The 26,473-nt window shown below is 39.1% G+C and carries 31 protein-coding genes; 11 read left to right on the top strand and 20 right to left on the bottom strand.

Features of this window, described 5'->3' with window-relative positions; translation table 11 throughout:
- The first annotated feature begins 70 nt into the window (after positions 1 to 70).
- The gene (locus JI666_RS01045; RefSeq protein ID WP_206888005.1) at positions 71 to 664 is read left to right on the top strand and encodes a YhcN/YlaJ family sporulation lipoprotein; all 594 of its coding nucleotides are present in this window, start codon (positions 71 to 73) and stop codon (positions 662 to 664) included.
- A 27-nt stretch (positions 665 to 691) separates the two neighbouring features.
- Here JI666_RS01045 and JI666_RS01040 read toward each other — a convergent pair whose 3' ends face one another.
- Positions 692 to 1,159 carry a pyridoxamine 5'-phosphate oxidase family protein gene (locus JI666_RS01040; protein ID WP_206888003.1) on the bottom strand — a complete coding sequence of 156 codons (468 nt, stop codon included), beginning with the start codon at positions 1,157 to 1,159 and terminating at the stop codon, positions 692 to 694.
- Positions 1,160 to 1,259: 100 nt separating this feature from the next.
- Between JI666_RS01040 and JI666_RS01035 the strand changes: the two genes are divergently transcribed.
- The gene (locus tag JI666_RS01035; RefSeq protein ID WP_206888001.1) at positions 1,260 to 1,460 is read left to right on the top strand and encodes a YlaI family protein; all 201 of its coding nucleotides are present in this window, start codon (positions 1,260 to 1,262) and stop codon (positions 1,458 to 1,460) included.
- Positions 1,450 to 1,887 (top strand): hypothetical protein, encoded by a 438-nt coding sequence (locus tag JI666_RS01030; RefSeq protein ID WP_206887999.1) that lies wholly within the window; start codon positions 1,450 to 1,452, stop codon positions 1,885 to 1,887. The genes JI666_RS01035 and JI666_RS01030 overlap by 11 nt, the downstream gene beginning before the upstream one ends.
- A 44-nt stretch (positions 1,888 to 1,931) precedes the next feature.
- Here JI666_RS01030 and JI666_RS01025 read toward each other — a convergent pair whose 3' ends face one another.
- The 3 genes from JI666_RS01025 to typA all read right to left on the bottom strand — a co-directional run bounded on the left by JI666_RS01025 (position 1,932) and on the right by typA (position 4,506).
- A complete protein-coding gene (locus JI666_RS01025) occupies positions 1,932 to 2,204 on the bottom strand; it encodes a hypothetical protein (protein WP_206887996.1) in 273 nt (90 codons plus the stop codon).
- 23 nt (positions 2,205 to 2,227) lie between these two features.
- Complete coding sequence (locus tag JI666_RS01020; RefSeq protein WP_206889246.1) at positions 2,228 to 2,476, bottom strand: YlaH-like family protein; 249 nt, start codon at positions 2,474 to 2,476, stop codon at positions 2,228 to 2,230.
- Positions 2,477 to 2,673: 197 nt separating this feature from the next.
- Positions 2,674 to 4,506: a translational GTPase TypA gene (typA, locus tag JI666_RS01015; protein WP_206887994.1), complete on the bottom strand. Its 1,833-nt coding sequence runs from the start codon at positions 4,504 to 4,506 to the stop codon at positions 2,674 to 2,676.
- 151 nt (positions 4,507 to 4,657) lie between these two features.
- Here typA and JI666_RS01010 point away from each other — a divergent pair, with 151 nt between their 5' ends.
- The gene (locus tag JI666_RS01010) at positions 4,658 to 4,831 is read left to right on the top strand and encodes a DUF5325 family protein (protein ID WP_206887989.1); all 174 of its coding nucleotides are present in this window, start codon (positions 4,658 to 4,660) and stop codon (positions 4,829 to 4,831) included.
- 49 nt (positions 4,832 to 4,880) lie between these two features.
- On the opposite strand, the gene JI666_RS01005 is transcribed toward JI666_RS01010, so the two are convergent.
- The 3 genes from JI666_RS01005 to JI666_RS00995 form a co-directional block, all read right to left on the bottom strand.
- Complete coding sequence (locus JI666_RS01005; protein ID WP_206887986.1) at positions 4,881 to 5,219, bottom strand: GNAT family N-acetyltransferase; 339 nt, start codon at positions 5,217 to 5,219, stop codon at positions 4,881 to 4,883.
- Positions 5,220 to 5,335: 116 nt separating this feature from the next.
- Positions 5,336 to 6,178, bottom strand: coding sequence for an inositol monophosphatase family protein (locus tag JI666_RS01000; RefSeq protein WP_206887984.1), 843 nt, complete (start codon positions 6,176 to 6,178; stop codon positions 5,336 to 5,338).
- Between the two features lie 90 nt (positions 6,179 to 6,268).
- Positions 6,269 to 6,457 (bottom strand): YkzI domain-containing protein, encoded by a 189-nt coding sequence (locus JI666_RS00995; RefSeq protein ID WP_206887982.1) that lies wholly within the window; start codon positions 6,455 to 6,457, stop codon positions 6,269 to 6,271.
- 258 nt (positions 6,458 to 6,715) lie between these two features.
- Here JI666_RS00995 and JI666_RS00990 point away from each other — a divergent pair, with 258 nt between their 5' ends.
- Positions 6,716 to 7,345 carry a YktB family protein gene (locus JI666_RS00990; protein WP_206887980.1) on the top strand — a complete coding sequence of 210 codons (630 nt, stop codon included), beginning with the start codon at positions 6,716 to 6,718 and terminating at the stop codon, positions 7,343 to 7,345.
- Positions 7,346 to 7,370: 25 nt separating this feature from the next.
- On the opposite strand, the gene JI666_RS00985 is transcribed toward JI666_RS00990, so the two are convergent.
- On the bottom strand, positions 7,371 to 7,643 hold the full coding sequence (locus JI666_RS00985) for a UPF0223 family protein (protein WP_206887978.1): 273 nt from the start codon (positions 7,641 to 7,643) through the stop codon (positions 7,371 to 7,373).
- A gap of 2 nt (positions 7,644 to 7,645) precedes the next feature.
- A complete protein-coding gene (locus JI666_RS00980) occupies positions 7,646 to 8,617 on the bottom strand; it encodes an NAD(P)H-dependent flavin oxidoreductase (protein ID WP_206887976.1) in 972 nt (323 codons plus the stop codon).
- Between the two features lie 262 nt (positions 8,618 to 8,879).
- Between JI666_RS00980 and JI666_RS00975 the strand changes: the two genes are divergently transcribed.
- Positions 8,880 to 10,355 carry an aminotransferase class I/II-fold pyridoxal phosphate-dependent enzyme gene (locus JI666_RS00975; RefSeq protein ID WP_206887975.1) on the top strand — a complete coding sequence of 492 codons (1,476 nt, stop codon included), beginning with the start codon at positions 8,880 to 8,882 and terminating at the stop codon, positions 10,353 to 10,355.
- Between the two features lie 34 nt (positions 10,356 to 10,389).
- On the opposite strand, the gene JI666_RS00970 is transcribed toward JI666_RS00975, so the two are convergent.
- A complete protein-coding gene (locus JI666_RS00970) occupies positions 10,390 to 10,503 on the bottom strand; it encodes a GapA-binding peptide SR1P (protein ID WP_206887973.1) in 114 nt (37 codons plus the stop codon).
- 204 nt (positions 10,504 to 10,707) lie between these two features.
- Between JI666_RS00970 and JI666_RS00965 the strand changes: the two genes are divergently transcribed.
- Positions 10,708 to 11,085, top strand: coding sequence for a DUF1885 family protein (locus JI666_RS00965; protein ID WP_206887970.1), 378 nt, complete (start codon positions 10,708 to 10,710; stop codon positions 11,083 to 11,085).
- A gap of 17 nt (positions 11,086 to 11,102) precedes the next feature.
- Here the strand turns inward: JI666_RS00965 and JI666_RS00960 are convergent, their stop codons facing one another.
- A complete protein-coding gene (locus JI666_RS00960; RefSeq protein ID WP_206887967.1) occupies positions 11,103 to 11,969 on the bottom strand; it encodes a polysaccharide deacetylase family protein in 867 nt (288 codons plus the stop codon).
- Positions 11,970 to 12,312: 343 nt separating this feature from the next.
- Here JI666_RS00960 and JI666_RS00955 point away from each other — a divergent pair, with 343 nt between their 5' ends.
- The gene (locus JI666_RS00955; RefSeq protein ID WP_206887964.1) at positions 12,313 to 13,827 is read left to right on the top strand and encodes a glycine betaine uptake BCCT transporter; all 1,515 of its coding nucleotides are present in this window, start codon (positions 12,313 to 12,315) and stop codon (positions 13,825 to 13,827) included.
- A gap of 59 nt (positions 13,828 to 13,886) precedes the next feature.
- Here JI666_RS00955 and JI666_RS00950 read toward each other — a convergent pair whose 3' ends face one another.
- The 6 genes from JI666_RS00950 to JI666_RS00925 form a co-directional block, all read right to left on the bottom strand.
- Positions 13,887 to 14,126: a hypothetical protein gene (locus tag JI666_RS00950; RefSeq protein ID WP_206887963.1), complete on the bottom strand. Its 240-nt coding sequence runs from the start codon at positions 14,124 to 14,126 to the stop codon at positions 13,887 to 13,889.
- A 305-nt stretch (positions 14,127 to 14,431) separates the two neighbouring features.
- Positions 14,432 to 15,841 (bottom strand): dihydrolipoyl dehydrogenase, encoded by a 1,410-nt coding sequence (gene lpdA, locus JI666_RS00945; RefSeq protein ID WP_206887961.1) that lies wholly within the window; start codon positions 15,839 to 15,841, stop codon positions 14,432 to 14,434.
- A gap of 4 nt (positions 15,842 to 15,845) precedes the next feature.
- Positions 15,846 to 17,165, bottom strand: a complete 1,320-nt coding sequence (locus JI666_RS00940; RefSeq protein ID WP_206887959.1) for a dihydrolipoamide acetyltransferase family protein — start codon at positions 17,163 to 17,165, stop codon at positions 15,846 to 15,848.
- Positions 17,166 to 17,264: 99 nt separating this feature from the next.
- Positions 17,265 to 18,242, bottom strand: a complete 978-nt coding sequence (locus JI666_RS00935) for an alpha-ketoacid dehydrogenase subunit beta (RefSeq protein WP_206887957.1) — start codon at positions 18,240 to 18,242, stop codon at positions 17,265 to 17,267.
- 3 nt (positions 18,243 to 18,245) lie between these two features.
- Entirely contained in the window at positions 18,246 to 19,328 is a 1,083-nt protein-coding gene (pdhA, locus tag JI666_RS00930; protein ID WP_206887955.1) for a pyruvate dehydrogenase (acetyl-transferring) E1 component subunit alpha, read from the bottom strand.
- A gap of 477 nt (positions 19,329 to 19,805) precedes the next feature.
- Positions 19,806 to 20,507 carry a YkyA family protein gene (locus JI666_RS00925; RefSeq protein WP_206887952.1) on the bottom strand — a complete coding sequence of 234 codons (702 nt, stop codon included), beginning with the start codon at positions 20,505 to 20,507 and terminating at the stop codon, positions 19,806 to 19,808.
- Between the two features lie 283 nt (positions 20,508 to 20,790).
- Here JI666_RS00925 and def point away from each other — a divergent pair, with 283 nt between their 5' ends.
- A complete protein-coding gene (gene def, locus JI666_RS00920) occupies positions 20,791 to 21,333 on the top strand; it encodes a peptide deformylase (protein ID WP_206887949.1) in 543 nt (180 codons plus the stop codon).
- A gap of 393 nt (positions 21,334 to 21,726) precedes the next feature.
- On the opposite strand, the gene JI666_RS00915 is transcribed toward def, so the two are convergent.
- Both JI666_RS00915 and JI666_RS21875 read right to left on the bottom strand, forming a co-directional pair.
- Positions 21,727 to 22,503, bottom strand: coding sequence for a Cof-type HAD-IIB family hydrolase (locus tag JI666_RS00915; RefSeq protein ID WP_206887946.1), 777 nt, complete (start codon positions 22,501 to 22,503; stop codon positions 21,727 to 21,729).
- Between the two features lie 37 nt (positions 22,504 to 22,540).
- Positions 22,541 to 23,446 (bottom strand): DMT family transporter, encoded by a 906-nt coding sequence (locus tag JI666_RS21875; protein ID WP_206887943.1) that lies wholly within the window; start codon positions 23,444 to 23,446, stop codon positions 22,541 to 22,543.
- Positions 23,447 to 23,812: 366 nt separating this feature from the next.
- On the opposite strand from JI666_RS21875, the gene rpoY reads away from it, so the two are divergent.
- Positions 23,813 to 24,022, top strand: a complete 210-nt coding sequence (gene rpoY / locus JI666_RS00905; protein ID WP_048309974.1) for a DNA-directed RNA polymerase subunit epsilon — start codon at positions 23,813 to 23,815, stop codon at positions 24,020 to 24,022.
- A 3-nt stretch (positions 24,023 to 24,025) separates the two neighbouring features.
- Positions 24,026 to 25,693, top strand: coding sequence for a ribonuclease J1 (rnjA, locus tag JI666_RS00900; RefSeq protein WP_136945678.1), 1,668 nt, complete (start codon positions 24,026 to 24,028; stop codon positions 25,691 to 25,693).
- 60 nt (positions 25,694 to 25,753) lie between these two features.
- Here the strand turns inward: rnjA and JI666_RS00895 are convergent, their stop codons facing one another.
- On the bottom strand, positions 25,754 to 26,419 hold the full coding sequence (locus tag JI666_RS00895) for a potassium channel family protein (RefSeq protein WP_206887941.1): 666 nt from the start codon (positions 26,417 to 26,419) through the stop codon (positions 25,754 to 25,756).
- Positions 26,420 to 26,473 lie beyond the last annotated feature (54 nt).

Here is a 26,473-nt window from a genome sequence, read left to right as displayed (position 1 = left end):
CGGTTATTCAGAAAATAATTAGCAAAATGATTTAATTTGAGACGACTAACCTATTATGGAGGTAATCGATATGAAGAAAGTTGGATTGAGTTTCCTCGGAATTATATGTCTTCTCGTAGCTTGTCAAGCTAACGAAGAACCTGTGGCAGAGAAAAAGGAGCAAACAGACCGAGTGCAATACGTTAAGCAGTCTGTACGGACGCCGGTAGATGAGAACCGCTCTGCTACCGACATAGCTCAGCATCTCGTAACAATTGCAAAACAAGTACCTAATGTAAATGATGCAACTGCTGTAGTGACAGGGAAATATGCTGTAGTAGGCATCGATGTGAATCAAAAACTTGATCGATCACGTGTAAGTACAATTAAATACACAGTCGCGGAAGCGTTACAGAAAGATCCTTACGGTGCTAATGCCGTCATTACAGCAGACGCTGATACAACCTATCGCCTTAAAGAAATAGCCACTCAGATTAAAAGAGGGCATCCTGTCGGAGGTGTGATGGAAGAATTAGCAGATATTGTTGGACGACTTATGCCAGAGGTTCCAAGTAAATCGAATAAATCAGAGCCTGAGCCGGTTCGTTCAAATGATAAACAACTACCTGGTAAAAATGAGAAACAGTTGAAAGAGCAGCAAGAGAAACAAGATCTTGAACAATAGAAAAACGGCCAAATCGGCCGTTTTTTTCTATGTTAGTGCATTTGATTTTTTCAGTTCAGACATGACAGATCGATCAAGTTTAGCAGCAGCTTCAGGATCGTATGTTTTCTCATATGCTGGTTCTACGGACATTTTAGCACCATAGAACATTACATCTCTTACTTCTTTAATTTGAAGCATAAACTTCGTAAGCTTAAGAGGAACACCCTCCATCCTCTCTTCAACAAGTACGCCTTTACCACCAATTGAATAAGTACTCTCGTTACCGATTAAGGTAATCGTAATTTCTTCATTCGCACTAATGTTCTTAACAATTCTCGACTTGCTATCAACCGCAAAAACGATAGAACGGTCATTTACCGCATAAAGCCATGAAATGGCACTTACATTCGGCCCTGTGGTTTCATGGTCGATTGTAGAAAGCAAAACATATTGTTCCCTTTTCAATAGAGTTAAAAGTTCACTCGAAAGTGTTGTATCCACTTTATTTGGCATGATTATCCCTCCATAATTAAATATGCTTTCTCGCGCATTACACTGCAAATCCCCTATTTATTCATGCTATACTAACAACAAGGAATGAGAGGTGTTTACGATGCGAGTAAAATGTGTCCTATGTGATAAAATTGAAAATATTGATAGCGGTAGCCCGCTTGCAAAGAAGCTTCGCAACAGACCGATCCACACCTATATGTGTGATTCCTGCAATGAACGGATCGAAACTCGAACTAAGGAGCGGAAAGATACAGGTGATTTCAAGCTTTACCATCAAGATGAGTCAAACGATGAATGGTAAGGTAAAGCTTGGACTTATAGCTGGAACAATTTCCGGTATTGCACTTGGCCTTATCTTAAAAGCAATTCAGGCGTTAACAGGTAACCTTGTGTACACACTCCTCCTCAATATCGACTTTATACCGATTATTGGGAGCATTAATTGGCCAGAAATCATTGAATTCGGATTCCATCTTATTATTTCACTAATTATTGGTGTTGTTTATAGTATAGCTTGCGCACGGTACTTTCCACGGAAAAAGGAAGCTCAAGCAGTCTTAGCGTACATGCTCACATTACCGACTGTCTTTCTTTACTTCCCATTAACTTACCTCGCTATTAAACCAACTCCGGACTTGATGGATCTAAGTTCAATCGGGTATTGGACTTTTGGACATGCCATTTATGCAGTGATCCTATTTGCGGTGTACACTATGAATGAAAAATAATGTGTTACAAGAAAGACGTGCACTCTGCACGTCTTTCTTTACATTCATTGGTTGTATTTCGGTTCATTCTGGATAGAAAGTAACAACGCATCAATCAGTTCAATCGGAAATTTCTTAGACTCCAATTGGTCATTCTTTTGATATTTCACTACATAATAATCAGGCGTTAATTCGATCACAATATCAGTTAGCCCGTGATCTTCTGTTAAAATCTCCTCGAAAAAGCTACTCGTATCCTGTGCTGCTTGATCTGTCTTCCTCTTATCTGCAACTACTTTAATACTAAGCCAGTTGTACATCGCATCCTGAAGATTCAAACGTTCCCTCCGGGTATTTGACATTAAGCTTCTTTCTTCTTGGACTGGTGTAATCTAACCTTATAAATAATTAATACGACAGCAGAGGCAACTAATCCTTCAGCTACCGGTAAACCTATTCCAAAAAAGGTTAAAGGGAAGCAGCCAATCACAAGTACAGCGTAGACAATTGCATTTTTCAATACTGGTAGTTTCTTAGCGAAACCAAGACGATAAACGATTATACAAAGTACAACGATAATTGCATAGAGTAAATAAAAGCCTAGCGTCATATTGTCTTCTATTCCTACTAACTTGGCAAAGAAGGAAAGGTTATTAGATGCTATTGCAGGTTCAGTATTCACTTTTACACCCCCGGATTAATATCGACTTTTTTACGGATTATTTGATGTATGTACCTTACTTCAGTTTACATTTTAATAAAAAAGCGATTCAAAAGGATGCCCCTTTTGAATCGCCTTAGACACCCTTACTGGGCTGTTTTTTTCTTTTTAGCGTTCTTTTCACGTTCGTTCTTATCAAGGATTTTCTTACGAAGACGGATAGAGTCCGGTGTTACTTCGCAGTACTCATCATCGTTCAAGTACTCAAGTGCTTCTTCAAGCGTTAGAACGCGTGGCTTCTTCATTGAAACCGTTTGGTCTTTGTTTGCAGAACGCATGTTAGTCATTTGCTTCACTTTAACGATATTAACAGTAATGTCATTTTCGCGAGTGTGCTCACCGACAATCATACCTTCGTATACTTCAGTACCTGGAGCTACGAAGATTGTACCGCGATCTTCAACGCCCATAATGCCGTATTCTGATGCTTTTCCTTTTTCCATAGAAACAAGAACACCAGCACGACGTCCACCAACACGGCCACTAATAAGAGGCATGTAAGTTTCGAACGTATGGTTGATAATACCATAACCACGAGTTTGTGTTAGGAACTCTGTAGAGTACCCAATCAATCCACGTGCAGGAACCATAAACTCAAGGCGAACCTGTCCTGAACCGTTGTTTACCATGTTCACCATTTCACCCTTACGCTCACCAAGGGATTCCATAACAGAACCAGTGTAGTCTTCAGGTACATCAATTTGAACACGTTCAACAGGCTCACTTGCAACGCCGTTTACTTCACGAACGATAACTTCAGGTTTTGAAACTTGAAGCTCAAATCCTTCGCGACGCATGTTCTCAATCAGGATTGAAAGGTGAAGCTCACCACGTCCTGATACAACCCATGCATCTGGAGAATCTGTGTTTTCAACACGAAGACTTACGTCAGTTTCAAGCTGCGCTCTAAGACGTTCTTCGATTTTACGACTTGTAATGTATTTACCTTCTTTACCTGCAAAAGGACTGTTGTTTACTAGGAATGTCATCTGAAGGGTAGGCTCATCAATACGAAGAATTGGAAGTGCTTCCTGATGATCGTAAGGACAAACTGTTTCACCTACGTTGATTTCTTCCATTCCAGAAACCGCTACAAGGTCGCCCGCTTTGGCTTCTTCAATTTCCACTCTTTTAAGACCAATGAAACCAAAGAGTTTTGTTACTCTGAATTGCTTAACAGTTCCATCAACCTTCATTAATGCAACCTGTTGACCAACCTTCATTGTTCCTCTAAATACACGACCGATTCCAATTCTTCCAAGGTAATCGTTGTAGTCAAGCAGTGTAATCTGGAATTGAAGTGGCTCGTCACTGTTATCAAGAGGTGCAGGAATGTTATCAATAATCGTGTTCATAAGAACTTTCATATTGTCATCCTGTACTTCAGGATCAAGGCTAGCTGTACCGTTGATTGCAGATGCATACACTACAGGGAAGTCAAGCTGATCTTCATCTGCTCCAAGATCGATGAATAGATCAATTACTTCATCGACAACTTCTGCAGGACGTGCTGCTGGACGGTCAATTTTGTTAAGAACAACAATTGGAGTTAGCTTCTGTTCTAGAGCTTTCTTTAGTACGAAACGCGTCTGTGGCATACAGCCTTCATAAGCATCAACAACTAGAAGAACGCCATCTACCATTTTCATGATACGTTCAACTTCACCACCGAAGTCAGCGTGTCCAGGTGTATCCATAATGTTGATTCGTTTGTCTTCATAGTTAATTGCCGTATTTTTAGCAAGGATTGTAATCCCGCGTTCTCTTTCAAGGTCATTCGAATCCATCGCACGTTCGCTTACTTGCTCGTTGTCGCGGAATGTTCCGGACTGATGTAACATTTGGTCTACCAGCGTCGTTTTACCGTGGTCAACGTGGGCAATGATTGCGATGTTACGAATATCTTCTCTTATTGCCATTAATTATTCTCTCCTCGTATTCTCGTCTTATATCTGACGATAAACTCAATAACTAGACCATTATAACACATATATTGCGTTACGCGAAATTTCTCTTCTTTCACCCTGAACCTGGTTATTGTACACTAGTATTATAAAGGGGGCTTTCCGCATGAACAAACATAATTTCCTTTTACTCTTAATGGCCATTCTAGCGGTTGCGAGCATGTGCGCAATCGGGGTATCTATAGCTGAACAAAGCTGGATCGGCGGACTTCTTTCTTTTATCGGAGTAGGTTTCTTTATGGGAATGGGCTTTCGAATTAAACGAAAAGCAGAACAATAAGCAATAAAAAGAGCTGTTTTTGCAACAGCTCTTTTTATTTATTGATTGCCTAACCAGGGTGAACAAAAATTAAATAGTTGCCTTTTTCTTCTTTCTCAATTCCGTATTGTTCAAATCCACATTGACCTAGAAAAAGACTCCAGTTATTCATATCATATGGTACGCCAGCAAAAACGACACCTGCAAATTCCTCTGTTACTTCTCGCATGACTTCTCGACCAATCCCCTTCCTCCTACTTTCAGGACGAACGACGATCATACCAATCCATGGTTTATGATTAGATGGTGCTTTGTTAAGTACGCTTGTTATCGCTACTGGTTTGTTATTCTCAAGCCATACTTGAAAAACACATCCCATCCCTTCATACATCTGGATATAGGAAATCAAATCTTCCTCCCCAGGTAACCTGCCTAATTCCTCTAATAGCCAATTATGATCGGACCTTGTCCAATCGTATAGGTAATTTACAAGGCTTCCTTCAAACTGTTTGCGATTAACTCGAATCATCTACTTGATGGGGTCTTTAGGTAGAAATTCTGGTCGAGTGCAGGTTGTATGTACTCCTTTTGCACTTGAGTATGGAATGTATGATTACCTACAAAAATGGTGTTTTTATCTAGGAGGTCAATGGATTTGTTATCAACTGTTGTACACACTCCGCCAGCTTCTTCAATCAATAACTTGCCAGCAGCAAAATCCCAAGGCGCAAGTCGCAACGAAACATACCCGTCAAGCCTACCAGCAGCAACATAAGCCATTTCAATGGCGGCACTTCCGTAAGATCTCGTTCCTCTAATCTTCTTAAGAAGTGGGGAGAATGTTCTAGGATCAATGCGGTGGTTCTCCGTTACCCACGTTGCATTAATAGCAAGAAGAGACTCAGAAAGCTTTACTGGTTCAAGTTGCTTTAATTTCTCATTATTTAAATATAAGCCTGTCCCTTTTGAACAATGATACAGCTCATCTTTTGTTACATCATAAATAAGAGCCACTTTCCCAACTCCATCTTCATAAATCCCAATAGAAATTGCGAAATTTGTTTGTTGATGAACAAAATTCATTGTTCCATCAATAGGGTCAAGAAACCAGATCACTCCGCTTAAATCTTCTACTTTATCTCCGAAACCCTCTTCTCCCATAATACGATGGTTTGGATAAGTCCTCTTAATACGTTCAATAAAGAATTTCTCTGTTTCCTTATCAATGTCCGTTACAAGGTCATTCGGGTTACTTTTCGTATCAATAGCATAGGAGGTAGTGAAAGAGGCAATAATTTCTTTACCCGCTTCCCGAATCCACCCTTTTGCATCTTCGTATACCTGATTCCAGTTGGACTCTAGTGTCATGATTCGATCTCCTTTAACCATAAATTTCATTCTATTTATTATTATGACAGGAAAGACAGAAAAAACGAACCTTTTTGCAAGGTTCGTTGATTATGCCTCTAGTCGAATCATTTCCTGTCTTAACAGTTCGAGCTTTACTTTGCATCGTTTCATCTCATCTTTATCACTAGCCGTCATTGCATCGTGTAGCGTTGCCAGTTCATAGTCAATTTCCATTCTCAGCACCGGAATCCGTTTTTCTGCCTCGTTTCTCTGCAATGACTGAATCACTTGTTTCATGGTAACCTACACCCCTCTTCTTTTCATTTAAGCAGTATATTTGATACCAGAACACAAGACTGAATATTCTGATATTTCTGCTTTGATTACTATATCTTATGCCTTATCTTCCAACTATGCAACCTCTTTATTTGTTAGTATTTTTCCTCTTTTGCGTATTTTTCAAACCTAGCAATGTACATAAATCGTCAACTTTCATATTGAACCCTTTTATATGGTAAACTAGCACCATTATATATTGTCTAATTGGAGGTTATTATGTCATTTAATGGTTTTACACATAGCGATTTTGAGTCATTCCAAATTGAAGGTCTAGAGTCCCGAATGGAAGCCATTCAGAAACGAATTCAACCAAAATTTGCAGAAATCAGTAAACAAGTACAAAGTGATTTAGAAATACTTACAGGTAATGAAATGCACCTGCACATTGCGAAGCATGCACGACGTACAAAAAATCCACCTGTTGATACATGGATGGCGTTTTCACATAAAAAACGCGGTTATAAAATGCTTCCACATTTCCAAATTGGATTGTTCGATGACCATGTGTTTATCTGGTTAGCTTTTATTTACGAATTGCCTGGAAAACAAGAAATGGCCACTTTGTTCCTAGATCATCTGGATGATCTTCACAAACAAATTCCTGCATCCTACATGATTTCTACTGATCATACTAAAAAAAGTGCAAGTGAAGCAGTTAAACACGCAAATTTGGAAAAGATTCTCACCCGTTTTCGAGATGTTAAGAAAGGTGAGTTCTTAGTTGGCCGTCATCTATCTAGTCATGACCCAATTCTAAAAAATGGAGAAAAATTTATAGCTGCTGTTAAAGAAACCTTTGAAACGGTGATGCCTATTTATAAACTCTCTTTAACTGACGATAAATAGAACCAGGAGGCATTGCCTCCTGGTTCTATTTATTCATTAACACCTTGTCACGTTCCGTTTCCCTTGCTTCTTTTACTGCATGATAAGTTGAATAGCCTGTTTCCTTGTCAAATTGTTTAAACAACTGTTTTTCTTCGGACTTCGACGGTACAACGTCTTTAAATTCATGATAAGCACTGACTAATTCACCTTTATTAGCACCGTTATCATATGCTTTTTCAATTAATTGGAAGAAAGTAACTACCTTGATAACCTCTTCTTTGTTCCAATCGATCGAAATCGGGTATTGTACTTCCATCTTCATTCTCCTCTCGATAAGGTCCATTTTGACATTATTTGTTCTGCTTCAAAATCAATACGATTAAATAATTCTTGAACAGATGGCACATCCTGAATGGCTCCAATTACTTGACCTGCCCAGGCAAATCCTTCGTCTTCTCTTCCTTCATAAATAAACTTCCTGTTTGCTTCGCCACTTATGTATGGTTTAAGACTTTCATAGTCGCCACTATGATTCTCAATATTATTGATTCGATCAGTGAACGAATTTCGAATGACTCTTGCCGGGGCGCCTATACTTCTTTTAATAATAGCGGTATCTGTTTCGCTGCTCGCTAGAATTCTTTCCTTATAGTTAGCATGAGCGTGAGTGCATTCCTTCGTTGCAATAAACCTTGTCCCCATCTCAATACCTTCAGCTCCAAGTGCAAGAGAAGCCATCAATCCTCGACCATTAGCAATTCCCCCTGATGCAATGACAGGAATGGAAAGAGCATCCACCACTTGAGGAACAAGAACCATTGTACCAGTGTCTTCTTTCCCAAGGTGACCACCACCTTCCTGACCAACAACCATGACTGCAGCGGCACCTAATTGCTCAGCTTTGAGCGCCTGTCGCTTCCCTGCTGTTAAAACTAGAACCTTTACATCCGTTCCTTTTACAAGATCAAAAACGGGTTTTGGATTCCCACCTGTAACAGAAATAATTCCGATCCCTTCGTCCAATGCTGCTTCGATCATATGTGCATAAGGCCTTCCGTGTTGCCCAATTGCAAAGTTCACTGCAAAAGGCTTATTTGTATTTCTTTTAGTAAGCTTAATTTCTTTCCTTAGTTGTTCTTCTGAGTTCATAGACATAGCAGTTAGTTGTCCAAGACCACCTGCATTGCTTACGGCAGAAGCAAGCTCATGGTAAGCAAGATATGCGAGGCCCCCCTGGATAATTGGTCTTTCGATTCCGAGTAAGTTAGTAAGACGAGTATTCCACATCATTCATATCCTCTCCTTGCTATAGACAATTCGAGAATCGAATAAAAAGTCCTCTTTGCACTAGTAATCACGTACTCAAAGAAAATAAAACTTGCAAATTGTGTTCGGGGTGATTATACTCAGTTTGTTTAAGGAATACGTAGGTAAGAATGCCACTGTAGCATAAAGATATACTACATGATATTTAATTCCATAAAAACCTGGCTTTCCACTTCTTATTGTGGAGAGCTTTATCTATTAAAGTATAAATAAAGAGGTGCTGGATTTGCAACAAAACGAAACACCACTATTTACCGGTCTAGTAAACCATGCTACTAAAAATCCGATTCAATTTCATATACCAGGTCACAAAAAAGGAAAAGGGATGGATCCTGAATTTCGTTCTTTTATTGGGGATAATGCCCTATCTATTGACTTAATCAATATTCAACCTCTGGATGATCTTCATCATCCTCATGGCATGATTAAGAAAGCGCAAGATCTTGCAGCGGAAGCATTTGGAGCAGATGCAACATTCTTTTCAGTACAAGGGACAAGCGGAGCCATTATGACGATGGTTATGACGGTTTGTTCACCAGGAGATAAGATTATCGTTCCGAGGAACGTTCATAAGTCCGTTATGTCTGCCATCATCTTTTCGGGTGCAACTCCAGTTTTTATTCATCCTGAAATTGATCCAAAGCTTGGCATATCACACGGTATTACACCGAATGCTGTTAAAAAAGCTCTTGAACAACATCCAGACGCTAAAGGTGTTCTTGTGATCAATCCAACTTATTTTGGAATATCAGCGAATCTTGAAGAAATTGTTGCCATTTCCCATCACTATGATGTACCAGTATTAGTGGATGAAGCTCATGGAGTTCATATTCATTTTCATGATCGTCTTCCTCTTTCAGCTATGCAAGCTGGTGCTGATATGGCGGCTACAAGTGTCCATAAACTCGGTGGGTCGATGACTCAAAGTTCCGTGCTAAATGTTAAGGAAGGTCTTGTATCAACAAAGCGTGTACAAACCATTATTAGCATGTTAACCACTACCTCTACGTCTTATCTTCTCCTCGCTTCACTTGACGTAGCGAGAAAAAGACTTGTGATGGACGGTTATGAGCTTGTGGAACAGTCCATTCAACTTGCAGAAAAAGCGCGTGATCAAATCAATGAAATCTCCCCACTGTATTGTGTAGGGAAAGAAATTCTAGGGACAGATGCTACGTATGATTACGACCCTACGAAACTCATTATTTCTGTACATGACCTTGGAATTACAGGATACGAAGCAGAGGTATGGTTACGTAAAGAAGCAAATCTTGAGGTTGAGCTTTCTGATTTATATAACCTTCTTTGCATTGTCACTCCAGGAGATACTGAGGAAACGACAAGTGCGCTTGTTTATGCGTTAAAAGATATGGTGGAAGCATTCAGGGAATCAGGAGGAGGAACAGCGAAGAAATTTGATGTTCATGCTCCAGACATTCCAGTACTAGCGGTTTCACCTCGTGATGCTTTCTACTCAGAAACAGAAGTCATTCCGTTTAAAGAATCTGCAGGTAGAACGATTGCAGAATTCGTTATGGTTTATCCACCAGGAATCCCTATCTTCATCCCAGGTGAAGTTATTACAGTAGAAAACCTTCAATATATAGATGAGAATATTGAAGCTGGTCTTCCTGTACAAGGTCCTGAAGATGATGAATTAAAAATGATACGTGTCATTAAAGAATATAAGGCAATTAAATAAGAGGCGGCCAGTTGGCCGCCTCTTATTATTCACCCTATTTTCTATCTTTCTTGTTGCATTCCGGACATCTGCTATAAAGTGTGCTTACTTTCTCTTCATTTACATGATCAATTGTTTTCTCACAAGTAGAACAAATAATAATACCCATTCTCAACACCCCTTAAGTAATTTTGAAAACGCTTCCGTTTCGCTTAATTCCATAATAGTGTGTCACAATTGTTTTGTCAACACTATATTGTATATCACATTATATTCTTTTTATGATCATTATGTGTTCCTTTGTTTCGGAATTAGTTAATTGTCAGAAAACTAATTTGGATGTACACTATACCTATGAAGAAGGGGGAATACTATGCCTCAAAGTGCTTATCTCGCTCCCAGTGAAGTAGAAGACATCACTCTTAACAAAGTCAAAGCTCTTCTCATCTATTACGAAGAACTAATGAAAAAAACGGGTGAGCAATTATCATGGTCATATGGAGACTCTGCCTACCCATATGACCTGGTTGAAAAGTCCGAAGATTCATGGTTTTACTTAAAAGGAAAAAATGAAAATTACAGAATGATTATTATCGGAATATCAGACAAGCGTATTCAAGTTGTTCTGCCAGATCAATCAACTCATGGAGATAAAGCGAAAGCGAATGAATTGTGTAAATTCCTTGCTACTAAATTGAAGGCAAATTTGACACTTTTCAATGGACGAGTTATTCAGCACTCACAAAAATAAACAGCCCGTTGGGCTGTTTATTTTTGTAGCGGTTCAATTTCCTCAGGCTTAATTAACTGAAAGTCTTTTTCTCTTAATCCAGTTACAATATCTTCTAGTGCAGCTGCAGTCCAATCGCGATCATGCATTAAGAGGTTTGCACCGTTTTGAAGAAGTGGTGTGTTCACCATAATGTCTGCAATAGCATTCTTCTCCTGATATTGCTTTTCCCAGTCATACCCATAGGTCCAATTCATGACAAGCATTCCCTCTTCTTCTGCAAGAGATTTGGAGTAATCAGTATTAGAACCAAACGGCGCTCGGAAAAATTCTGGCCTTTCCCCTATAATATCTTCTATTAGGTCATTCAACTTCACAATTTCTTCTCTTTGCTCTTCTTCAGACAATGTTTTAAGATCTGAATGAGTCATCGTGTGATTTCCGATTGCAAATCCCATATCATGAATTTCCTTTAAACGAGCTTTTTCTTCCTCTGTATCAAGAAAGTGACCGTTAACAAAAAAGATAGCTGGTGCATCAAGTTCTTTAAGCGTTTTTGCCATTTCAACTCCATTGTTATCTGGCGCATCATCGATTGTGAGGAGTACAGCTTCAGCTGGTGAATCGTTTATCGGTTCAAACCCCCAAAACGCTTCATTTAATCGATATTCAGGAGCTACCTCCTCTTCCGTTACTACCTCTTCTTTTTCTTTTTCTTTTTCTTTTTCTTTTTCGTCTTTATTATTAGTTTCCTCACTATCTTTACTAGCCGTTACCTCATTTGTTTCTTCCTTGCTATTTGTTTGTTGATCACTAGTTTCGTCTATTTCCGAAGCCGTATTTGTTGAACACGCTGCTACGAAAAGCAAAGTGGCTAGTGTGACCCATTTCAGTAAATTCTTCATCTCTCTCTCTCCCTCTATAGTCTCTATCAATCATATACCAAGTAATGAGTAGGATAAAGAGCAGAATGTCACATTTAACCATCTAAGTTGCTTAATTTAATTATAATTCTGACTAAGGAGCTGCCATGTGTTTTCCCTTTACATCAATGTTTACAACAAATATACTAGAGAACGTGCCTTTTTTCTTGAGTTCATAAGGTTTCTGTAAATCACTGGGAATGGTCTGGTAAATTGCATAGTTTTGGCAACAGCGGGCAACATTTAGAACAGTATCTTATATAAATCGTACTTTAAATGAATGCCTCGTCTAAAAAAAGAATATCTAGAAAGGTAATGATGTAATATGAATAAACTTACTGCAGTCTTTATTATTTCTGTCGTACTGTCTGTCCTCTTTATTTCATGGGGAACAATTTCTCCAGAGTCATTAGATTCTACGACTTCCTCACTTCAAAGTTTTCTACAAGTGAAGTTTGGCTGGTTTTATTTATTAGCAGCATCCGGATTTCTGATTTTTGCCATTTATCTCATTTTCTCGAAATACGGCAGACTTCGTCTTGGAAAAGAAACAGATGTACCAGAGTACAATCTGATTACTTGGTTTGCTATGCTTTTCTCAGCCGGTATGGGAATAGGCTTAGTATTCTGGGGTGTAGCAGAGCCGATGTTCCACTATTATGACCCGCCAGCAGGTGCAGGACCCGAATCTGATGAAGCAGCTCGTTTGGCTTTTCAGTACAGTTTCTTTCATTGGGGATTACACCCATGGGGAATCTATACGGTAGTTGCACTAGCACTTGCTTTCTTCAAATTTAGAAAAGGTGCACCTGGTCTTATTAGCGCCATTTTCTATCCAATTCTCGGTGATCGTGTTAATGGACCGATCGGTAAAATTATTGATGTTATCGCTGTTATCGCAACCGTATTTGGTGTGGCAACTTCCCTCGGGTTTGGTGCTTCTCAAATCGGTGGAGGAATCTCATACTTAACTGGAATAGAGAATTCATTTAACACACAGTTGATTATTATATTGATTGTAACTGTGCTTTACATGATTTCCGCTTCCACTGGAATTTCAAAAGGCATAAAATATTTAAGTAATACTAATATCGTTCTTGCGATATTGCTTATGTTCTTTTTACTTTTTGCAGGACCAACAAACTTTATTATGGATCTCTTCACTTCTACGTTAGGTTCATATATTCAGAATTTGCCTAGCATGAGTCTTCGCATGAGACCTTTTGAAGGCTCATCTTGGATCCAAAGTTGGACAATCTTCTACTGGGCCTGGTGGATTGCATGGGCACCATTTGTTGGTACATTTATCGCACGTGTATCTAAAGGTAGAACGATACGTGAATTTGTTCTAGGTGTTCTATTAGTCCCTACAATCTTTGGTGGTTTGTGGTTCTCGGTATTCGGTGGATCTGCCATTTCACTTGATATGGCTGGTACCGGTATTTATGACATCATTAACAATCAGGGAATGGAAGTAGCGCTCTTCGCAGTGTTAGAGCAATATCCATTAGGTACGGTTATGTCCATTATTGCGATTTTACTAATTAGCACATTCTTTATCACTTCTGCCGATTCTGCAACATTTGTACTTGGCATGCAAACAACAAATGGAAGCATGAATCCTTCCACGAAAGTGAAATTAACTTGGGGAGTTATTCAGTCTTCTGCAGCTGCTGTACTCCTTTGGTCTGGTGGACTCGGAGCGCTTCAAACGGCATCAATAATAGCTGCTTTTCCATTCGCTATTATCATTATAGGTATGATTATTTCACTTATAAAAGCCTTCAAAGAAGAGAAAGTTCCACCACGTCCTAAGAAAGATGAACACAATTCTAACTAACGGCAAGTAGCCACCACCGATTGTTCGGTGGTGGCTCTTTTATGTACAATGATTGACTGTTAACTAATGACTAATACTAGTTCTGTAATGAGATAAAGTGTAGTAGAAAGAATCATCAATATGAGAATCACTTTGTTTTTAGAAATAAGTCTAACTGTTAATGTGCAAATTAGATAAAGAAATACAAAGAATAGCATGACTTTATATGATAAGTGATCATGTCCAGATTGGTGGATAATAAGAAAAAATGCGAACCAAATACATAGTTGAATGAATAGAACTCCCCCATGTCTTAGCAAGCGGTTCCCTCCTTACGCTGAACATATATGCAGGAATAGTCTTCAGTATGTGTCTTTATCTAATTTAACAACAAATTAAAGATAGAAAAAAGCTATTTCCGTAGACAATACCTCTTTCAAGAACAACAATTTTTTCGCAGGCCTTTTTTGCTATTAGATTTGTGGTTAATTTCCTCTCAAATTTGCTAAGTGTGCTTTTTAAAATTATTTCAAAAGCAACAAACTTTCAGAAAAGAGCCTTATACTTATGAAAAGAACCTAGAAAAAAGACCCGGTGAGTAATTCACCGGGTCTTAGTATTCGCATTAACCAATATGAATTGGAGTACCAAGAGCTACTTCTGCAGCTTCCATAGTAATTTCTCCAAGTGTTGGGTGTGCGTGAATTGTAAGTGCAATATCTTCAGCTGTCATACCAGCTTCAATTGCAAGTCCAAGCTCTGCAATCATGTCAGAAGCGTTAGGCCCCGCAATTTGTGCACCAATAACAAGTCCATCTTCTTTACGTGTGATTAGCTTCATAAAGCCTTCACTATCGTTTAGAGAAAGAGCACGACCGTTAGCACCGAATGGGAACTTAGAAGCTTTCGCATCAAATCCTGCATCTTTTGCTTCCTGTTCAGAGTAGCCAACTGATGCCAATTCAGGCTCAGAGAAGACAACCGCAGGAATCGCAAGATAGTCGATGACAGAATTCTCACCGCTAATTGCTTCAGCAGCAACTTTACCTTCATAAGAAGCTTTGTGAGCAAGTGCAGGACCTTCAACAATATCACCAATTGCATAGATATTATCGAAGTTCGTGCGACACTGCTTATCGATCTTAACAAGTCCTTTGTCTGTCATATCGATACCAAGCTCTTCAAGACCAATTTCATTTGTGTTCGGCTTACGCCCAACTGTAACTAGTACATAATCAGCGTCGAACGTTTTTGTTTCGCCTTTGATTTCTGCAGTTACTGTTACGCCATCTTCTGTTTCTTCAACGCCTTGAGCAAGAGCTTCAGTAATGATTTCAACATTACCTTTCTTCTTCAAACGACGAGAAACAAGTGAGCTCATTTGCTTTTCAAATCCAGGAAGGATTTGTTTAGTACCTTCAAGAATTGTTACTTCAGTACCAAAGTTAGCATAAACAGAACCTAGCTCGATTCCGATATAACCTCCACCGATAACAACCATTTTCTTAGGTACTTCATCAAGTGCAAGTGCACCTGTTGAAGAAAGAACGCGCTTGCTCCACTTAAAGCTTGGAAGCTCAATAGGGCGTGATCCTGTTGCAATAATACAATTGTTAAACGTATATGTTTGAGAGTTCTTCTCGTCCATAATACGAACAGTGTTCTTATCTACGAAATAAACTTCGCCGCTAATAACATCGACTTTGTTTGATTTCATAAGTCCAGCAACACCGCCGGTAAGTTTATCGACTACAGAAGATTTCCATTCTTGAACTTTCTTCATGTCGACGTTAACGTTCTCTGCAGTAATTCCGATATCATCAGAATGTTTTGCAGATTCGTATTTATGAGATGCGTTAATTAATGCTTTAGAAGGAATACAGCCGACGTTTAAACAAACACCGCCTAGAGTACCTTTGTCAGCAATTGCAACCTTCTGACCAAGCTGTGCTGCACGGATTGCAGCAACATATCCACCTGGTCCAGCTCCTACTACAAGTGTGTCTAATTCGATTGGAAAATCTCCTACTACCATATTATTACGCCTCCATCATTAAGAGTTGTGGATCGTTCAACAGACGCTTGATGTGGTTAAGAGCAAGTTGTGCTGTTACGCCATCAATAAGTCTGTGGTCGTAGCTGATCGATAGAGCAAGTACAGGTGCAGCAACGATTTCGCCGTCGATAACAACTGGCTTCTCCTCAATACGACCAATACCAAGAATAGCAGCATCTGGATTGTTGATGATTGGTGTAAACCATTGACCACCAGCAGAACCCAGGTTAGAAATTGTACATGTGCTACCTTTCATATCGTCCCCTGATAGTTTACCATCGCGAGCTTTTTTAGCCAACTCATTAATTTCAGATGAAACATTAAGAAGTGGCTTACGGTCTGCTTCTTTCACAACTGGAACAACGAGTCCAGCGTCAGTATTAGCAGCGATACCGATGTTGTAGTAATGCTTGTGTACGATTTCGTCAGTTGAATCGTCAATTGACGCGTTAAGCATTGGGAATTCACGAAGTGCAGAAACAAGTGCCTTAACAACATATGGAAGGTAAGTTAGCTTCACATCTTTGTCTGCAGCATATTGCTTGAACTTCTTACGGTGTGCTACAAGGTCTGTTACAACAACTTCGTCCATGTGCGTTACGTGTGGTGCAGTATGCTTAGAGTTAACCATTGCCTTCGCAATAGCTTTACGCATACCTTTCATCTTCTCACGTGTTTCAGGCTGTGCTGATGCTGCAGCAGGCTGTTGTTTTGTTTCTTGAGTAGATGTCTCAGCCTTCTCTTCTGAAGCTTTCGGAGCTTCAGTTGATTCAGGTGCTGCTTCTCCGCCGCCATTAACGTGGTTATCGATATCTTCTTTAACAACTCGTCCATTTTTACCTGAACCAGAAACTTTAGTTATGCTAACACCGTTTTCGCGAGCATACTTACGTACGGCAGGCATTGCGATGACGCGTTTTGTTGGATCCGTTTCTTCGTCGTCTTCAGGAAGTGGTTTAGATCCAGCGCTATCTTCTTTCGCTTCTGATTTAGCTTCTGCTTTAGGAGCTTCTTCTTCAGCTTGTGGCTGTTCAGCTGCTGGTTCTTCTTCTGCATCTTCATAACCTTCTGCGTCGAAAGTGATGACTACATCGCCAACGATAACAGTCGCGCCTTCTTCTGCGTGAACTTCTTTAACCGTTCCGTCTACTGGAGAAGGAATTTCAACAACAGCTTTGTCGTTTTGTACTTCTGCAAGAATATCGTCTTCTTTAACTTCGTCTCCGGATTTAACAAACCATTTTACGATTTCGCCTTCATGGATACCTTCACCGATATCCGGCATCTTGAATTGAAATGCCACGGGACTTCGCCTCCTAATTGTAGAAAAATTTAGCTTATATAAATTCTGAAGCGAAGCGCGGATCGCAGCTTCACTTCATGTTTTTTTATTAACGATTAATTAAAAATTAACAACTTGTGTTGCTTTTTCAATGATGTCAGTGTGATCTGGAAGCCATACATCTTCTGCTGCCGAGAATGCAAATACTGTATCAGGAGCCGTTACACGAAGCACTGGAGCTTCTAGGCTAAGAATTGCGCGATCGTTAATTTCTGCAACGACGTTAGCAGCAATACCAGCTTGTTTCTGAGCTTCCTGTACAACGATTGCGCGATTGGTTTTCTCAACAGAAGCAATGATTGTATCGATATCGAGCGGGCTAACCGTACGAAGATCGATTACTTCAGCGCTAATGCCATCCTTCTCTAGCTCTTCTGCAGCTTTAAGTGATGCTTGTACCATTGCACCGTAAGTAACGATTGTAATGTCAGTACCTTCACGCTTCACTTCAGCTTTACCAATTTCAATTGTGTATTCTTCTTCAGGAACTTCCTGACGGAAAGAACGATAAAGCTTCATGTGCTCAAGGAAAATAACTGGATCATTATCACGAATCGCAGAAATAAGAAGACCTTTCGCATCATATGGGTTTGAAGGAATAACGACTTTAAGTCCTGGCTGTTGAGCCATAAGCCCTTCAAGGCTATCTGCGTGAAGTTCTGGTGTCTTAACGCCACCACCGAATGGTGAACGAACAGTAATTGGGGCGTGGAAAGAGCCGCCTGAACGATAACGAAGACGTGCCATTTGACCGGAAATAGCATCCATTACTTCGTATACAAATCCAAAGAACTGAACTTCTGGTACTGGACGGAATCCAGTTAATGCAAGACCGATAGACATGCCACCGATTCCTGACTCTGCAAGTGGAGTATCGAATACGCGATCTTCACCAAATTCCTTTTGAAGTCCTTCTGTCGCACGGAAAACGCCGCCGTTTTGACCTACGTCTTCACCAAATACGAGTACGTTCTCGTCATTTTTCAACTCCGTACGCATCGCATCAGTGATTGCTTGAATCATTGTCATTTGCGCCATAGCTTACTTCGACTCCTTTGCACTATATTGTTCGTATTGCTCACGAAGGTTGTAAGGAAGCTCTTCATACATATGAGAAATGAGGTCCGTTACTTTCTGCTTCGGAGTTTGATCAGCTTGCTTAATTGCAGCTTTAATTTCAGCTTTCGCTTTATCTACAACTTCGTTTTCTTTCTCTTCATTCCAAAGGTCTTTGCTTTCAAGATACTTGCGGAAACGAACGATTGGATCTTTCTTTTCCCACTCGCTATCAAGATCTTCAGAACGGTAACGAGTTGGATCATCGCCAGCCATTGTATGTGGACCATAACGGTAAGTCATTGTCTCAATTAGAGTTGGGCCTTCACCGTTAATTGCACGCTCACGAGCATCAGTTACTGCTTTATAAACAGCAAGAACGTCCATACCGTCTACCTGTACTCCCTGAATACCAGCAGCAACAGCTTTTTGAGCGATTGTTTTCGCTGCAGATTGCTTTTCAACTGGAACTGAAATTGCAAAACGGTTGTTTTGAACAACGAAGATTGCTGGAGCAGCATACGCACCTGCAAAGTTCATTCCTTCGTAGAAATCACCTTGAGAAGCACCACCGTCACCAGTGTAAGTAATTGCTACGTTTTTCTTGCCTTTTTTCTTAAGTCCAAGTGCAACACCAGCAGTTTGCGTGATTTGAGCCCCAATGATGATTTGTGGGCTTAACACGTTTAGGCCGTCAGCCTGGTTTCCTACATAGTGACCACGTGAGAATAAGAATGCTTTATATAATGGAAGACCGTGCCAGATGATCTGTGGAACATCACGGTAACCTGGAAGAATCCAGTCTTCCTTATCAAGTGCGTATTGACTTCCTAGTTGTGATGCTTCCTGTCCAGCAGTAGGCGCGTAGAAACCAAGACGCCCCTGACGGTTCAACGAGATTGAACGCTGATCAAGAATTCGTGTGTACACCATACGGTGCATCAATTCTTGAAGCTGCTCGTCTGATAGTTCAGGCATCGCTTCTTTGTTAACGATTTCGCCATTTTCATTTAGAATCTGGAACATTTCAAATTGGCCTTCGATGTTTTCGATGGTTTTTGTTCCCATACCTTTCACCTCATCCTTTCATTCATAAAGAGATAGATTATTTAATTGCATTAGCAATTGTGAGTGGGTCGTTCAGTTTACAGACATAACTAGCATGTCCATTTCAACGTTATTAAATGACATATTTCATTCATTAAATTGCTTTACTTAAGACATCACTCAATGTCATACCCTTATTTCTGAAGAAATAATCCCTAGTACTATGTATTACTGCGTTTAATAGTCTGTATCAGTAAGAATAAGGGAGTGCTTCTCTTCATGAGTAAGTTCGTTTTTAAGTTTACAATACAGTAAGTTTCAAGTCAATTGATTGATTTCTTATTTACATATTACTTACCAAATATTATCTGTTACATTCTAATTACCGAAACTGTATTAGTGTAAATAATAGGAAAGATATACATAATCAAACGCAAATAGATAATGTCCGAAAGCCTATGAAATAAAAAAACCACTCAATTTGAGTGGTTTCCATCATTATTCACCGTAGTTAACATCTAATTCTGCTGATTTATAAAAATCTTTTTTAGCATCATTAAATTCCTTTGTGAACTTATTAAAGGCGTCTTTTTGTTCAGCTACTTTGCTGTATTGTTCGTTGATTGCTTTAATTTGATCTTGAAGTTGTTCTAAAGTAAGCTCTTTATCTTGAAGTGAGCTATATAATTTCTTATCTTCTTTTATACCAGCTTTATATTCACTATGTAACTTTTTATATGCATTATAGCGCTTGTCCATTTTGTCGATAAGCGTATTTGCATCTTCCTTTACCTTGCCTTCAAGGTCGTCGTTTAAGTCTTTAATTTCCTCAAATTCTTTGTAAGCTTCATCTATGCTTTCTTTTTCTTTCTTTAAGTACTCAAGTCTTTTATCGGTGTATTCTTCAGCTTCTTTAGAAAGCTTCTCGATTTTTTCAAACTCGTCCATACTTAGTGCCACAATTTCATTATAAATATCTTGTTCTTTCTTTTCTGCTTTAGCCAATGGCTTTTGCTGTTCTCTAAACTGATCTTCGAGAGCAACTGTCTCCTCTAAGTGGTCGTACATTTTTTCCTCTGTACTACTACCAAATTGACAACCGGCTAAACCAACCATGAGAAAACAGAAAAATAGAGAAATAATTCCTAAACGATATTTACGCAACAAAAGAAGTCCCCCCACATATCCAATTGATTCCAATATAATTATACCTTGATTACTATACCATAATACGGTAACCAATAGAACAGTCCATTTTTCATATTATATTGTTTTAATTCGCCTTCACAGAAACAACGCTCTCACATATTCAAATAAATAGGATACTTAATCGCTTACTAATTGCAAAAACATTTATACCTCTGGCTGATATGTTAAATTGGGGTTAATCAGTTTATTTCATTACTTTATCCTTTATTCCTTCAATAAAGTTGAATATACTTATATAGTAGGAAGACCGTTTTGAATAGGAGTGAAACAGTACATGTTAACAATGAAAGATATTAAAAGAGAAGGAGATCCGATTCTAACCGAGCAGGCTAAGGAGATTGAATTGCCAGCTACAGATGAGGAGAAACAAATTCTTCGCGACATGCAGCAATTTCTAATTAATAGTCAGGATCCAGAAACTGCTTCAAAATACGAGCTACGTTCAGGAATTGGAATTGCAGCACCACAAATTGGTATTGGAAAACGAATGATAGCTGTACATGTAACAGACCATAGAGGAACGTTATATAGCTATGGATTAATGAATCCCAAAATCATCAGTCATTCAGTTGAGAAAACATTTCTTGATGGAGGCGAAGGCTGTCTATCTGTTGATCGTGAAGTGCCAGGGGCAGTACCAAGGTTTGCAAGAATTACAGTGAAAGGGATAGACGCTGAGGGTGAAACTGTAAAAGTCAGATTAAAGGGTCTACCATCGATCGTTGTCCAACACGAAATTGATCACCTTGACGGGATCATGTTTTATGATCGCATTAATAATGAGGAAGCTAGTGAATTATCCCCCCTCAATCGATAAGTATCTTACTAAAAGGCTCTTTTCGTATACATTGCTGCTATAAGAGTTGGTTAATTACCGCTCCAATTAGCAAAGTGTGGCTTTTTATATAAAAAATCATTCAATAGCAACAATCTTTTAGAAAACAGCCAATAAAAAAAAGGATCGCGCAATCATTGCGCGATCCTTTTTTATTGGCCATGTTAGCTCATATTGATCGATTTTTGGCTTATTTGTGTCATTCAGCTCTGCTGATTGGTAACCACAGGGCGTAAATAAGCCATGAATCATCACTATTCATTAACATAGCTTTTTAAAAGAGATTGTTGCTCTTAAACTGTATAAATACCACGCATAGATGGTAGGAGCGAAGATTAATCACTACTCTAGCTGCAACAATGTCTACGAACTTTATTAAAGTAGTCCAACTTTCTCAAGGCCACTTCGTATGCCGTTTTGATCAACAGGATCAGTGATCACATCCGCTACCTTCTTCACTTCTTCGTATGCATTTCCCATCGCAATACCTGTTCCAGCGAACTTTAGCATTTCAATGTCGTTCAACGCATCTCCAAAAGCATACGTATTCTCACGTTTAAATCCAAGATGCTCAATCATAGCTTCAATCCCTCTTGCTTTTGAACCACCAGGAGGTATCACATCCATTGAGAAATCATGCCAACGAATAAAATCAAGGTTGCCGTAAGTATCACGGTAATTAGCCTCTTCTTTACTTTCGCAGAATAACAACGCTTGGTATATTTCTCTTGAGTGATAATAAGATGGATCATAGCCAGGATAGTGCATTTTGAGATCATCCATGCTCTTCATAATATGAGGATGCTGATCATGATTGCTCATCATCGCTTCATGATCAAGAAATACCATTGGATGACCATTCTCTTTAGCTGCTTCTTCTAACGAAGTAATTTCTTCTTTACTAAGAGGATTTGTAAGCACAACATTCTCCTTATGCTTTACATATTGCCCATTAAAACTAATAAATGTATCAATTCCGAGATCGTCACGAAGATTGGCAAACATGAAAGGTGCTCTGCCTGTTGCAATCGCTACATGAATTCCCTTTTCAGTAAGTTTTTTCAGGGAATCTTTTGTTGATGCCGGAATTTGTTTATCATGATCTAAAAGTGTTCCATCGATATCAAAGAATACAATTTTTTCATTGTTCAACTTTTTTCACCTAACTTTATTATTTTATAATGTTTAATTACGCAGATTTACTATATGATTTCCGCTCAACCTTCGCTGATCGACCAGACATGTACACCCCTGTAAAAACACAGAGCAACCCAATAATCATTGGTATGGTAATGTCTTCATTTAAATAGACACTCCCCCAAATCAAGGCGGTAACCGGAACAAGGTAGGTTACAAGCGTCGCAAATTCAGCGCTTCCCTTTTGAATCATATAATAGAACAGCAAGTATGCTATGCCTGAGCCAAGTACCCCTAGACCAAATAGCGATATCAGAATATCACGTTGAAAGAGTACCGTAAACTGCATGCTCCCTTGCCCCGTTAAATACATAAGAACGAATCCCCCAAGCGCTCCAACAGAAAGTGTAACAAGTGCGAGAACATCTACAGGGACATCCTTAAGGTTCTTCTTTGTATATTGAGATGCAAAGCCATAGCAGCCAGTAGCAAACAACATAGGAAAAATACCGCGCCAATCTTCTTCAAGTAAGGTCGTTAGATCGAGATCAATCAGAAAGAGAATTCCAATAAAACCGACAATAATTCCTGACCATTGTTTCCTTATTAAAATTCGTCCAAAAAATATTGCACCTAGAACTGTTGTAAAAAGTGGAGTTGTTGCATTCAATGTTGCAGCAAGACTGCTTGATATGCGTTCTTCACTTAATGCAATCATTCCCCAGGGAATGAGAGCGTTCATTATCCCGACAAGCACAAGGCTCCCCCACGGTAGCTTATTCTTTAATTCTCCAATCCTTCCTCTTACAAGAAGATAGATGAAGATTGCACTAGCACCAAGTAGGCATCGATAGAATACAACTCCCCACGGACCAACGACAGGTACTATTAACTTAATGAACATGAAAGACATGCCCCAAATTAAACTTAATGAAACTGGTGCTGCATAAAGTCTCACGGCTCCACTCCTCTACACAATCGTCCTCATATATGTTACAGGAAATGCAAACTTCTGTCTCTCGGCACACTTTCCCATCTTTTCCCAAACTAATTCCAAGATCACTGATAAATAATAACAATAGCTATTAAAAAAGAAAGGATGAGAAAATTGTATCGAAAAATGAAGAGAAAGTTAAAACAAACGTGGAGAAATATGCTATTCCCACAACCTAAACACTCGATTGAATAATGATTTTTTCATAAAAATTCATGCGAATTCTCCTATTTATCATGGAAATATCACTAGAAACATGAAAAAGAAACCAATTTCCTATATAATGAACGGAGATGCACACAAATTGTCTGAGTTAAGGAGAGATTAAGAATGATTTATAAAGTTTTTTATCAGGACACCAAAGAGGAGGTTCCTGTAAGAGAACGAACAAAGAGCCTGTACGTTGAGGCTAATTCTGAACGGGAAGTTCGTTACAAATTAAAGGAACGTAACCATAATATCGAATTTATTCAAACCGTAGAAGATGAATTTCTAGAGTTTGAGCAAAAATCAGAGCACTTTGAATTGGAGAATGTATAGACTATGAAATTTGTTAAAAATCATCAAACAGCCGTTTTCGCATTAGGCGGACTCGGAGAAATCGGTAAAAACATGTACGGTATTCAGTTCCAGGATGAAATTATCCTTGTGGACGCAGGCATTAAATTTCCTGAGGAAGAGTTATTAGGAATTGACTATGTTATTCCTGATTACTCTTACCTTGTAAAAAATCAAGACAAGATTAAAGGGTTATTCATAACCCACGGTCACGAAGACCATATAGGCGGCATCCCTTACTTGCTTCGTGAAATCAATGTACCAATCTACGGCGGGAAGCTAGCACTTGGCTTTATTCGTAATAAACTTGAAGAACATGGCCTTCTACGTGGTGCTTCGTTAAATGAAATTACAGAAGAAGACATTATTAAATTCAGAAAGACATCTGTCATGTTCTTTAGAACAACTCATAGTATTCCAGATTCTTATGGAGTTGTAGTTAAGACACCACCAGGAAACATTGTTCATACAGGTGACTTTAAGTTTGACTTCACTCCTGTTGGAGAACCTGCAAACTTAACAAAGATGGCTGAAATCGGTAAAGAAGGCGTTCTTGCTCTTCTTTCAGATAGTACGAATAGTGAAGTTCCTGGCTTCACAATGTCAGAACGCCGTGTCGGTGAAACCATTCAGGACATTTTCAGAAAAGTGGATGGACGAGTTATTTTTGCAACATTTGCATCAAACATTCATCGTCTACAGCAAGTTGTTGAAGCTGCAGTAGAAAACGGCCGTAAAGTCGCTGTATTTGGACGTAGCATGGAAGCAAACATAACAATTGGTCAGGAGCTTGGTTATATTCGCGCTCCTAAAGATACGTTTATTGATGCACACCAAATTAATCGACTACCGGAGAACAAAGTTACGATCCTTTGTACAGGTAGTCAGGGTGAACCGATGGCGGCACTTTCTAGAATTGCTAATGCAACACATCGTCAAATTCAGATCATTCCTGGAGATACGGTTGTATTCTCTTCTTCTCCTATTCCTGGTAACCAGGTTAGTGTTTCGAGAATTATCAACCAACTTTCTCGTGCTGGTGCAGACGTAATTCACCATAAGCTTAGTGACATTCATACATCTGGTCACGGTGGTCAAGATGAGCAGAAACTTATGCTTCGTCTCATTAAGCCAAAATTCTTTATGCCGATCCACGGTGAGTATCGCATGCTAAAAATGCATACCAAGCTTGCACAAGATTGTGGCATTCCGCAAGACCACTCCTTTATCATGGATAATGGTGAAGTACTTGCACTTAGCGAAAACGAAGCATCCATTAGTGGAAAAATTCCATCCGGCTCTGTTTATGTAGACGGAAAAGGAATTGGCGATATCGGAAATATCGTTCTACGTGATCGCAAAATTCTTTCTGAAGAAGGTCTTGTCATTGTTGTTGTTTCCATTAACATGAAGGAGTTCAAAATTCTTTCTGGACCAGATATTATTTCAAGAGGGTTTGTATACATGAGAGAATCTGGTGACCTTATTAATGATGCTCAAGAGCTTTTATCAAAGCATTTAAACGGGGTAATGGAAAAACGCACAAGTCAGTGGTCAGAAATCAAAAATGAAATCACAGATACACTAGCACCTTTCTTATATGAAAAAACAAAGCGTCGTCCAATGATCCTACCGATCATTATGGAAATTTAATAAATGAAAAAAACAGCCTGTCAAAATGACAGGCTGTTTTGTACGTTTACTACTTTATTTTTAATCCCGATTCAATAATTGGCGTTCCATACGGTTAATATCCTGGTCAGATCCAATAACGATTAGAATATCACCTTTATAGATCTTTTGGTCCGCTTGTGGTGAAACGATAATTTCATCACCATTTTTAATCGCTACGATATTCGCCCCGTACTTAGCACGTATATCCAATTCAATAATCGATTTGTTGTCCATTCTAGAGTTAGCAATAAGCTCCACGATGCTATGCTCATCTGAGAGCTCTAAATAATCTAATACGCTATTTGAAACGATGTTGTGCGCAATTCTAACACCCATGTCACGTTCAGGGTGGACAATTTTATCCGCACCAATTTTATTTAACACTTTTTCATGATAATCATTCTGTGCTTTAACAGTAATTTTGCTAACTCCTAATTCCTTTAGAATTAGTGTTGTTAAGATACTTGATTGAATGTTATCTCCAATGGCAACAATAACATGATCAAAGTTTCGAATTCCAAGATTCTTCAAGACACTCTCGTCTGTAGAGTCAGCGATTACAGCATGTGTGGCCACAGAAGAGAATTCATTCACCTTGTCTTCATCCATATCAATCGCAAGAACTTCCATCCCCTGCTGACTTAATGACTTGCATATACTGCCTCCAAAACGGCCGAGTCCAATTACAGCAAATTGCTTTTTCAACGTACACTCCTCCTACTTATCCAGAAAGAAACGCCACCAGCACGAAAGCCGGTG

The sequence above is a fragment of the Bacillus sp. NTK071 genome (assembly GCF_017303315.1).
GTDB lineage: Bacteria > Bacillota > Bacilli > Bacillales > Guptibacillaceae > Guptibacillus.
The sequence above is the reverse complement of the archived record's forward strand: the minus strand, read 5'-3'. Positions and strand labels throughout refer to the sequence as shown.

What these genes read in the sequence shown, in the direction of transcription:
- JI666_RS01045 (WP_206888005.1), top strand. Translation starts at nt 71, where the DNA reads ATGAAGAAAGTTGGATTGAGTTTCCTCGGAATTATATGTCTTCTCGTA.
- JI666_RS01040 (WP_206888003.1), bottom strand. Translation starts at nt 1,159, where the DNA reads ATGCCAAATAAAGTGGATACAACACTTTCGAGTGAACTTTTAACTCTA.
- JI666_RS01035 (WP_206888001.1), top strand. Translation starts at nt 1,260, where the DNA reads ATGCGAGTAAAATGTGTCCTATGTGATAAAATTGAAAATATTGATAGC.
- JI666_RS01030 (WP_206887999.1), top strand. Translation starts at nt 1,450, where the DNA reads ATGAATGGTAAGGTAAAGCTTGGACTTATAGCTGGAACAATTTCCGGT.
- JI666_RS01020 (WP_206889246.1), bottom strand. Translation starts at nt 2,476, where the DNA reads ATGACGCTAGGCTTTTATTTACTCTATGCAATTATCGTTGTACTTTGT.
- typA (WP_206887994.1), bottom strand. Translation starts at nt 4,506, where the DNA reads ATGGCAATAAGAGAAGATATTCGTAACATCGCAATCATTGCCCACGTT.
- JI666_RS01010 (WP_206887989.1), top strand. Translation starts at nt 4,658, where the DNA reads ATGAACAAACATAATTTCCTTTTACTCTTAATGGCCATTCTAGCGGTT.
- JI666_RS01000 (WP_206887984.1), bottom strand. Translation starts at nt 6,178, where the DNA reads ATGACACTAGAGTCCAACTGGAATCAGGTATACGAAGATGCAAAAGGG.
- JI666_RS00995 (WP_206887982.1), bottom strand. Translation starts at nt 6,457, where the DNA reads ATGAAACAAGTGATTCAGTCATTGCAGAGAAACGAGGCAGAAAAACGG.
- JI666_RS00990 (WP_206887980.1), top strand. Translation starts at nt 6,716, where the DNA reads ATGTCATTTAATGGTTTTACACATAGCGATTTTGAGTCATTCCAAATT.
- JI666_RS00985 (WP_206887978.1), bottom strand. Translation starts at nt 7,643, where the DNA reads ATGGAAGTACAATACCCGATTTCGATCGATTGGAACAAAGAAGAGGTT.
- JI666_RS00980 (WP_206887976.1), bottom strand. Translation starts at nt 8,617, where the DNA reads ATGATGTGGAATACTCGTCTTACTAACTTACTCGGAATCGAAAGACCA.
- JI666_RS00970 (WP_206887973.1), bottom strand. Translation starts at nt 10,503, where the DNA reads ATGGGTATTATTATTTGTTCTACTTGTGAGAAAACAATTGATCATGTA.
- JI666_RS00965 (WP_206887970.1), top strand. Translation starts at nt 10,708, where the DNA reads ATGCCTCAAAGTGCTTATCTCGCTCCCAGTGAAGTAGAAGACATCACT.
- JI666_RS00960 (WP_206887967.1), bottom strand. Translation starts at nt 11,969, where the DNA reads ATGAAGAATTTACTGAAATGGGTCACACTAGCCACTTTGCTTTTCGTA.
- JI666_RS00955 (WP_206887964.1), top strand. Translation starts at nt 12,313, where the DNA reads ATGAATAAACTTACTGCAGTCTTTATTATTTCTGTCGTACTGTCTGTC.
- lpdA (WP_206887961.1), bottom strand. Translation starts at nt 15,841, where the DNA reads ATGGTAGTAGGAGATTTTCCAATCGAATTAGACACACTTGTAGTAGGA.
- JI666_RS00935 (WP_206887957.1), bottom strand. Translation starts at nt 18,242, where the DNA reads ATGGCGCAAATGACAATGATTCAAGCAATCACTGATGCGATGCGTACG.
- pdhA (WP_206887955.1), bottom strand. Translation starts at nt 19,328, where the DNA reads ATGGGAACAAAAACCATCGAAAACATCGAAGGCCAATTTGAAATGTTC.
- def (WP_206887949.1), top strand. Translation starts at nt 20,791, where the DNA reads ATGTTAACAATGAAAGATATTAAAAGAGAAGGAGATCCGATTCTAACC.
- rpoY (WP_048309974.1), top strand. Translation starts at nt 23,813, where the DNA reads ATGATTTATAAAGTTTTTTATCAGGACACCAAAGAGGAGGTTCCTGTA.
- rnjA (WP_136945678.1), top strand. Translation starts at nt 24,026, where the DNA reads ATGAAATTTGTTAAAAATCATCAAACAGCCGTTTTCGCATTAGGCGGA.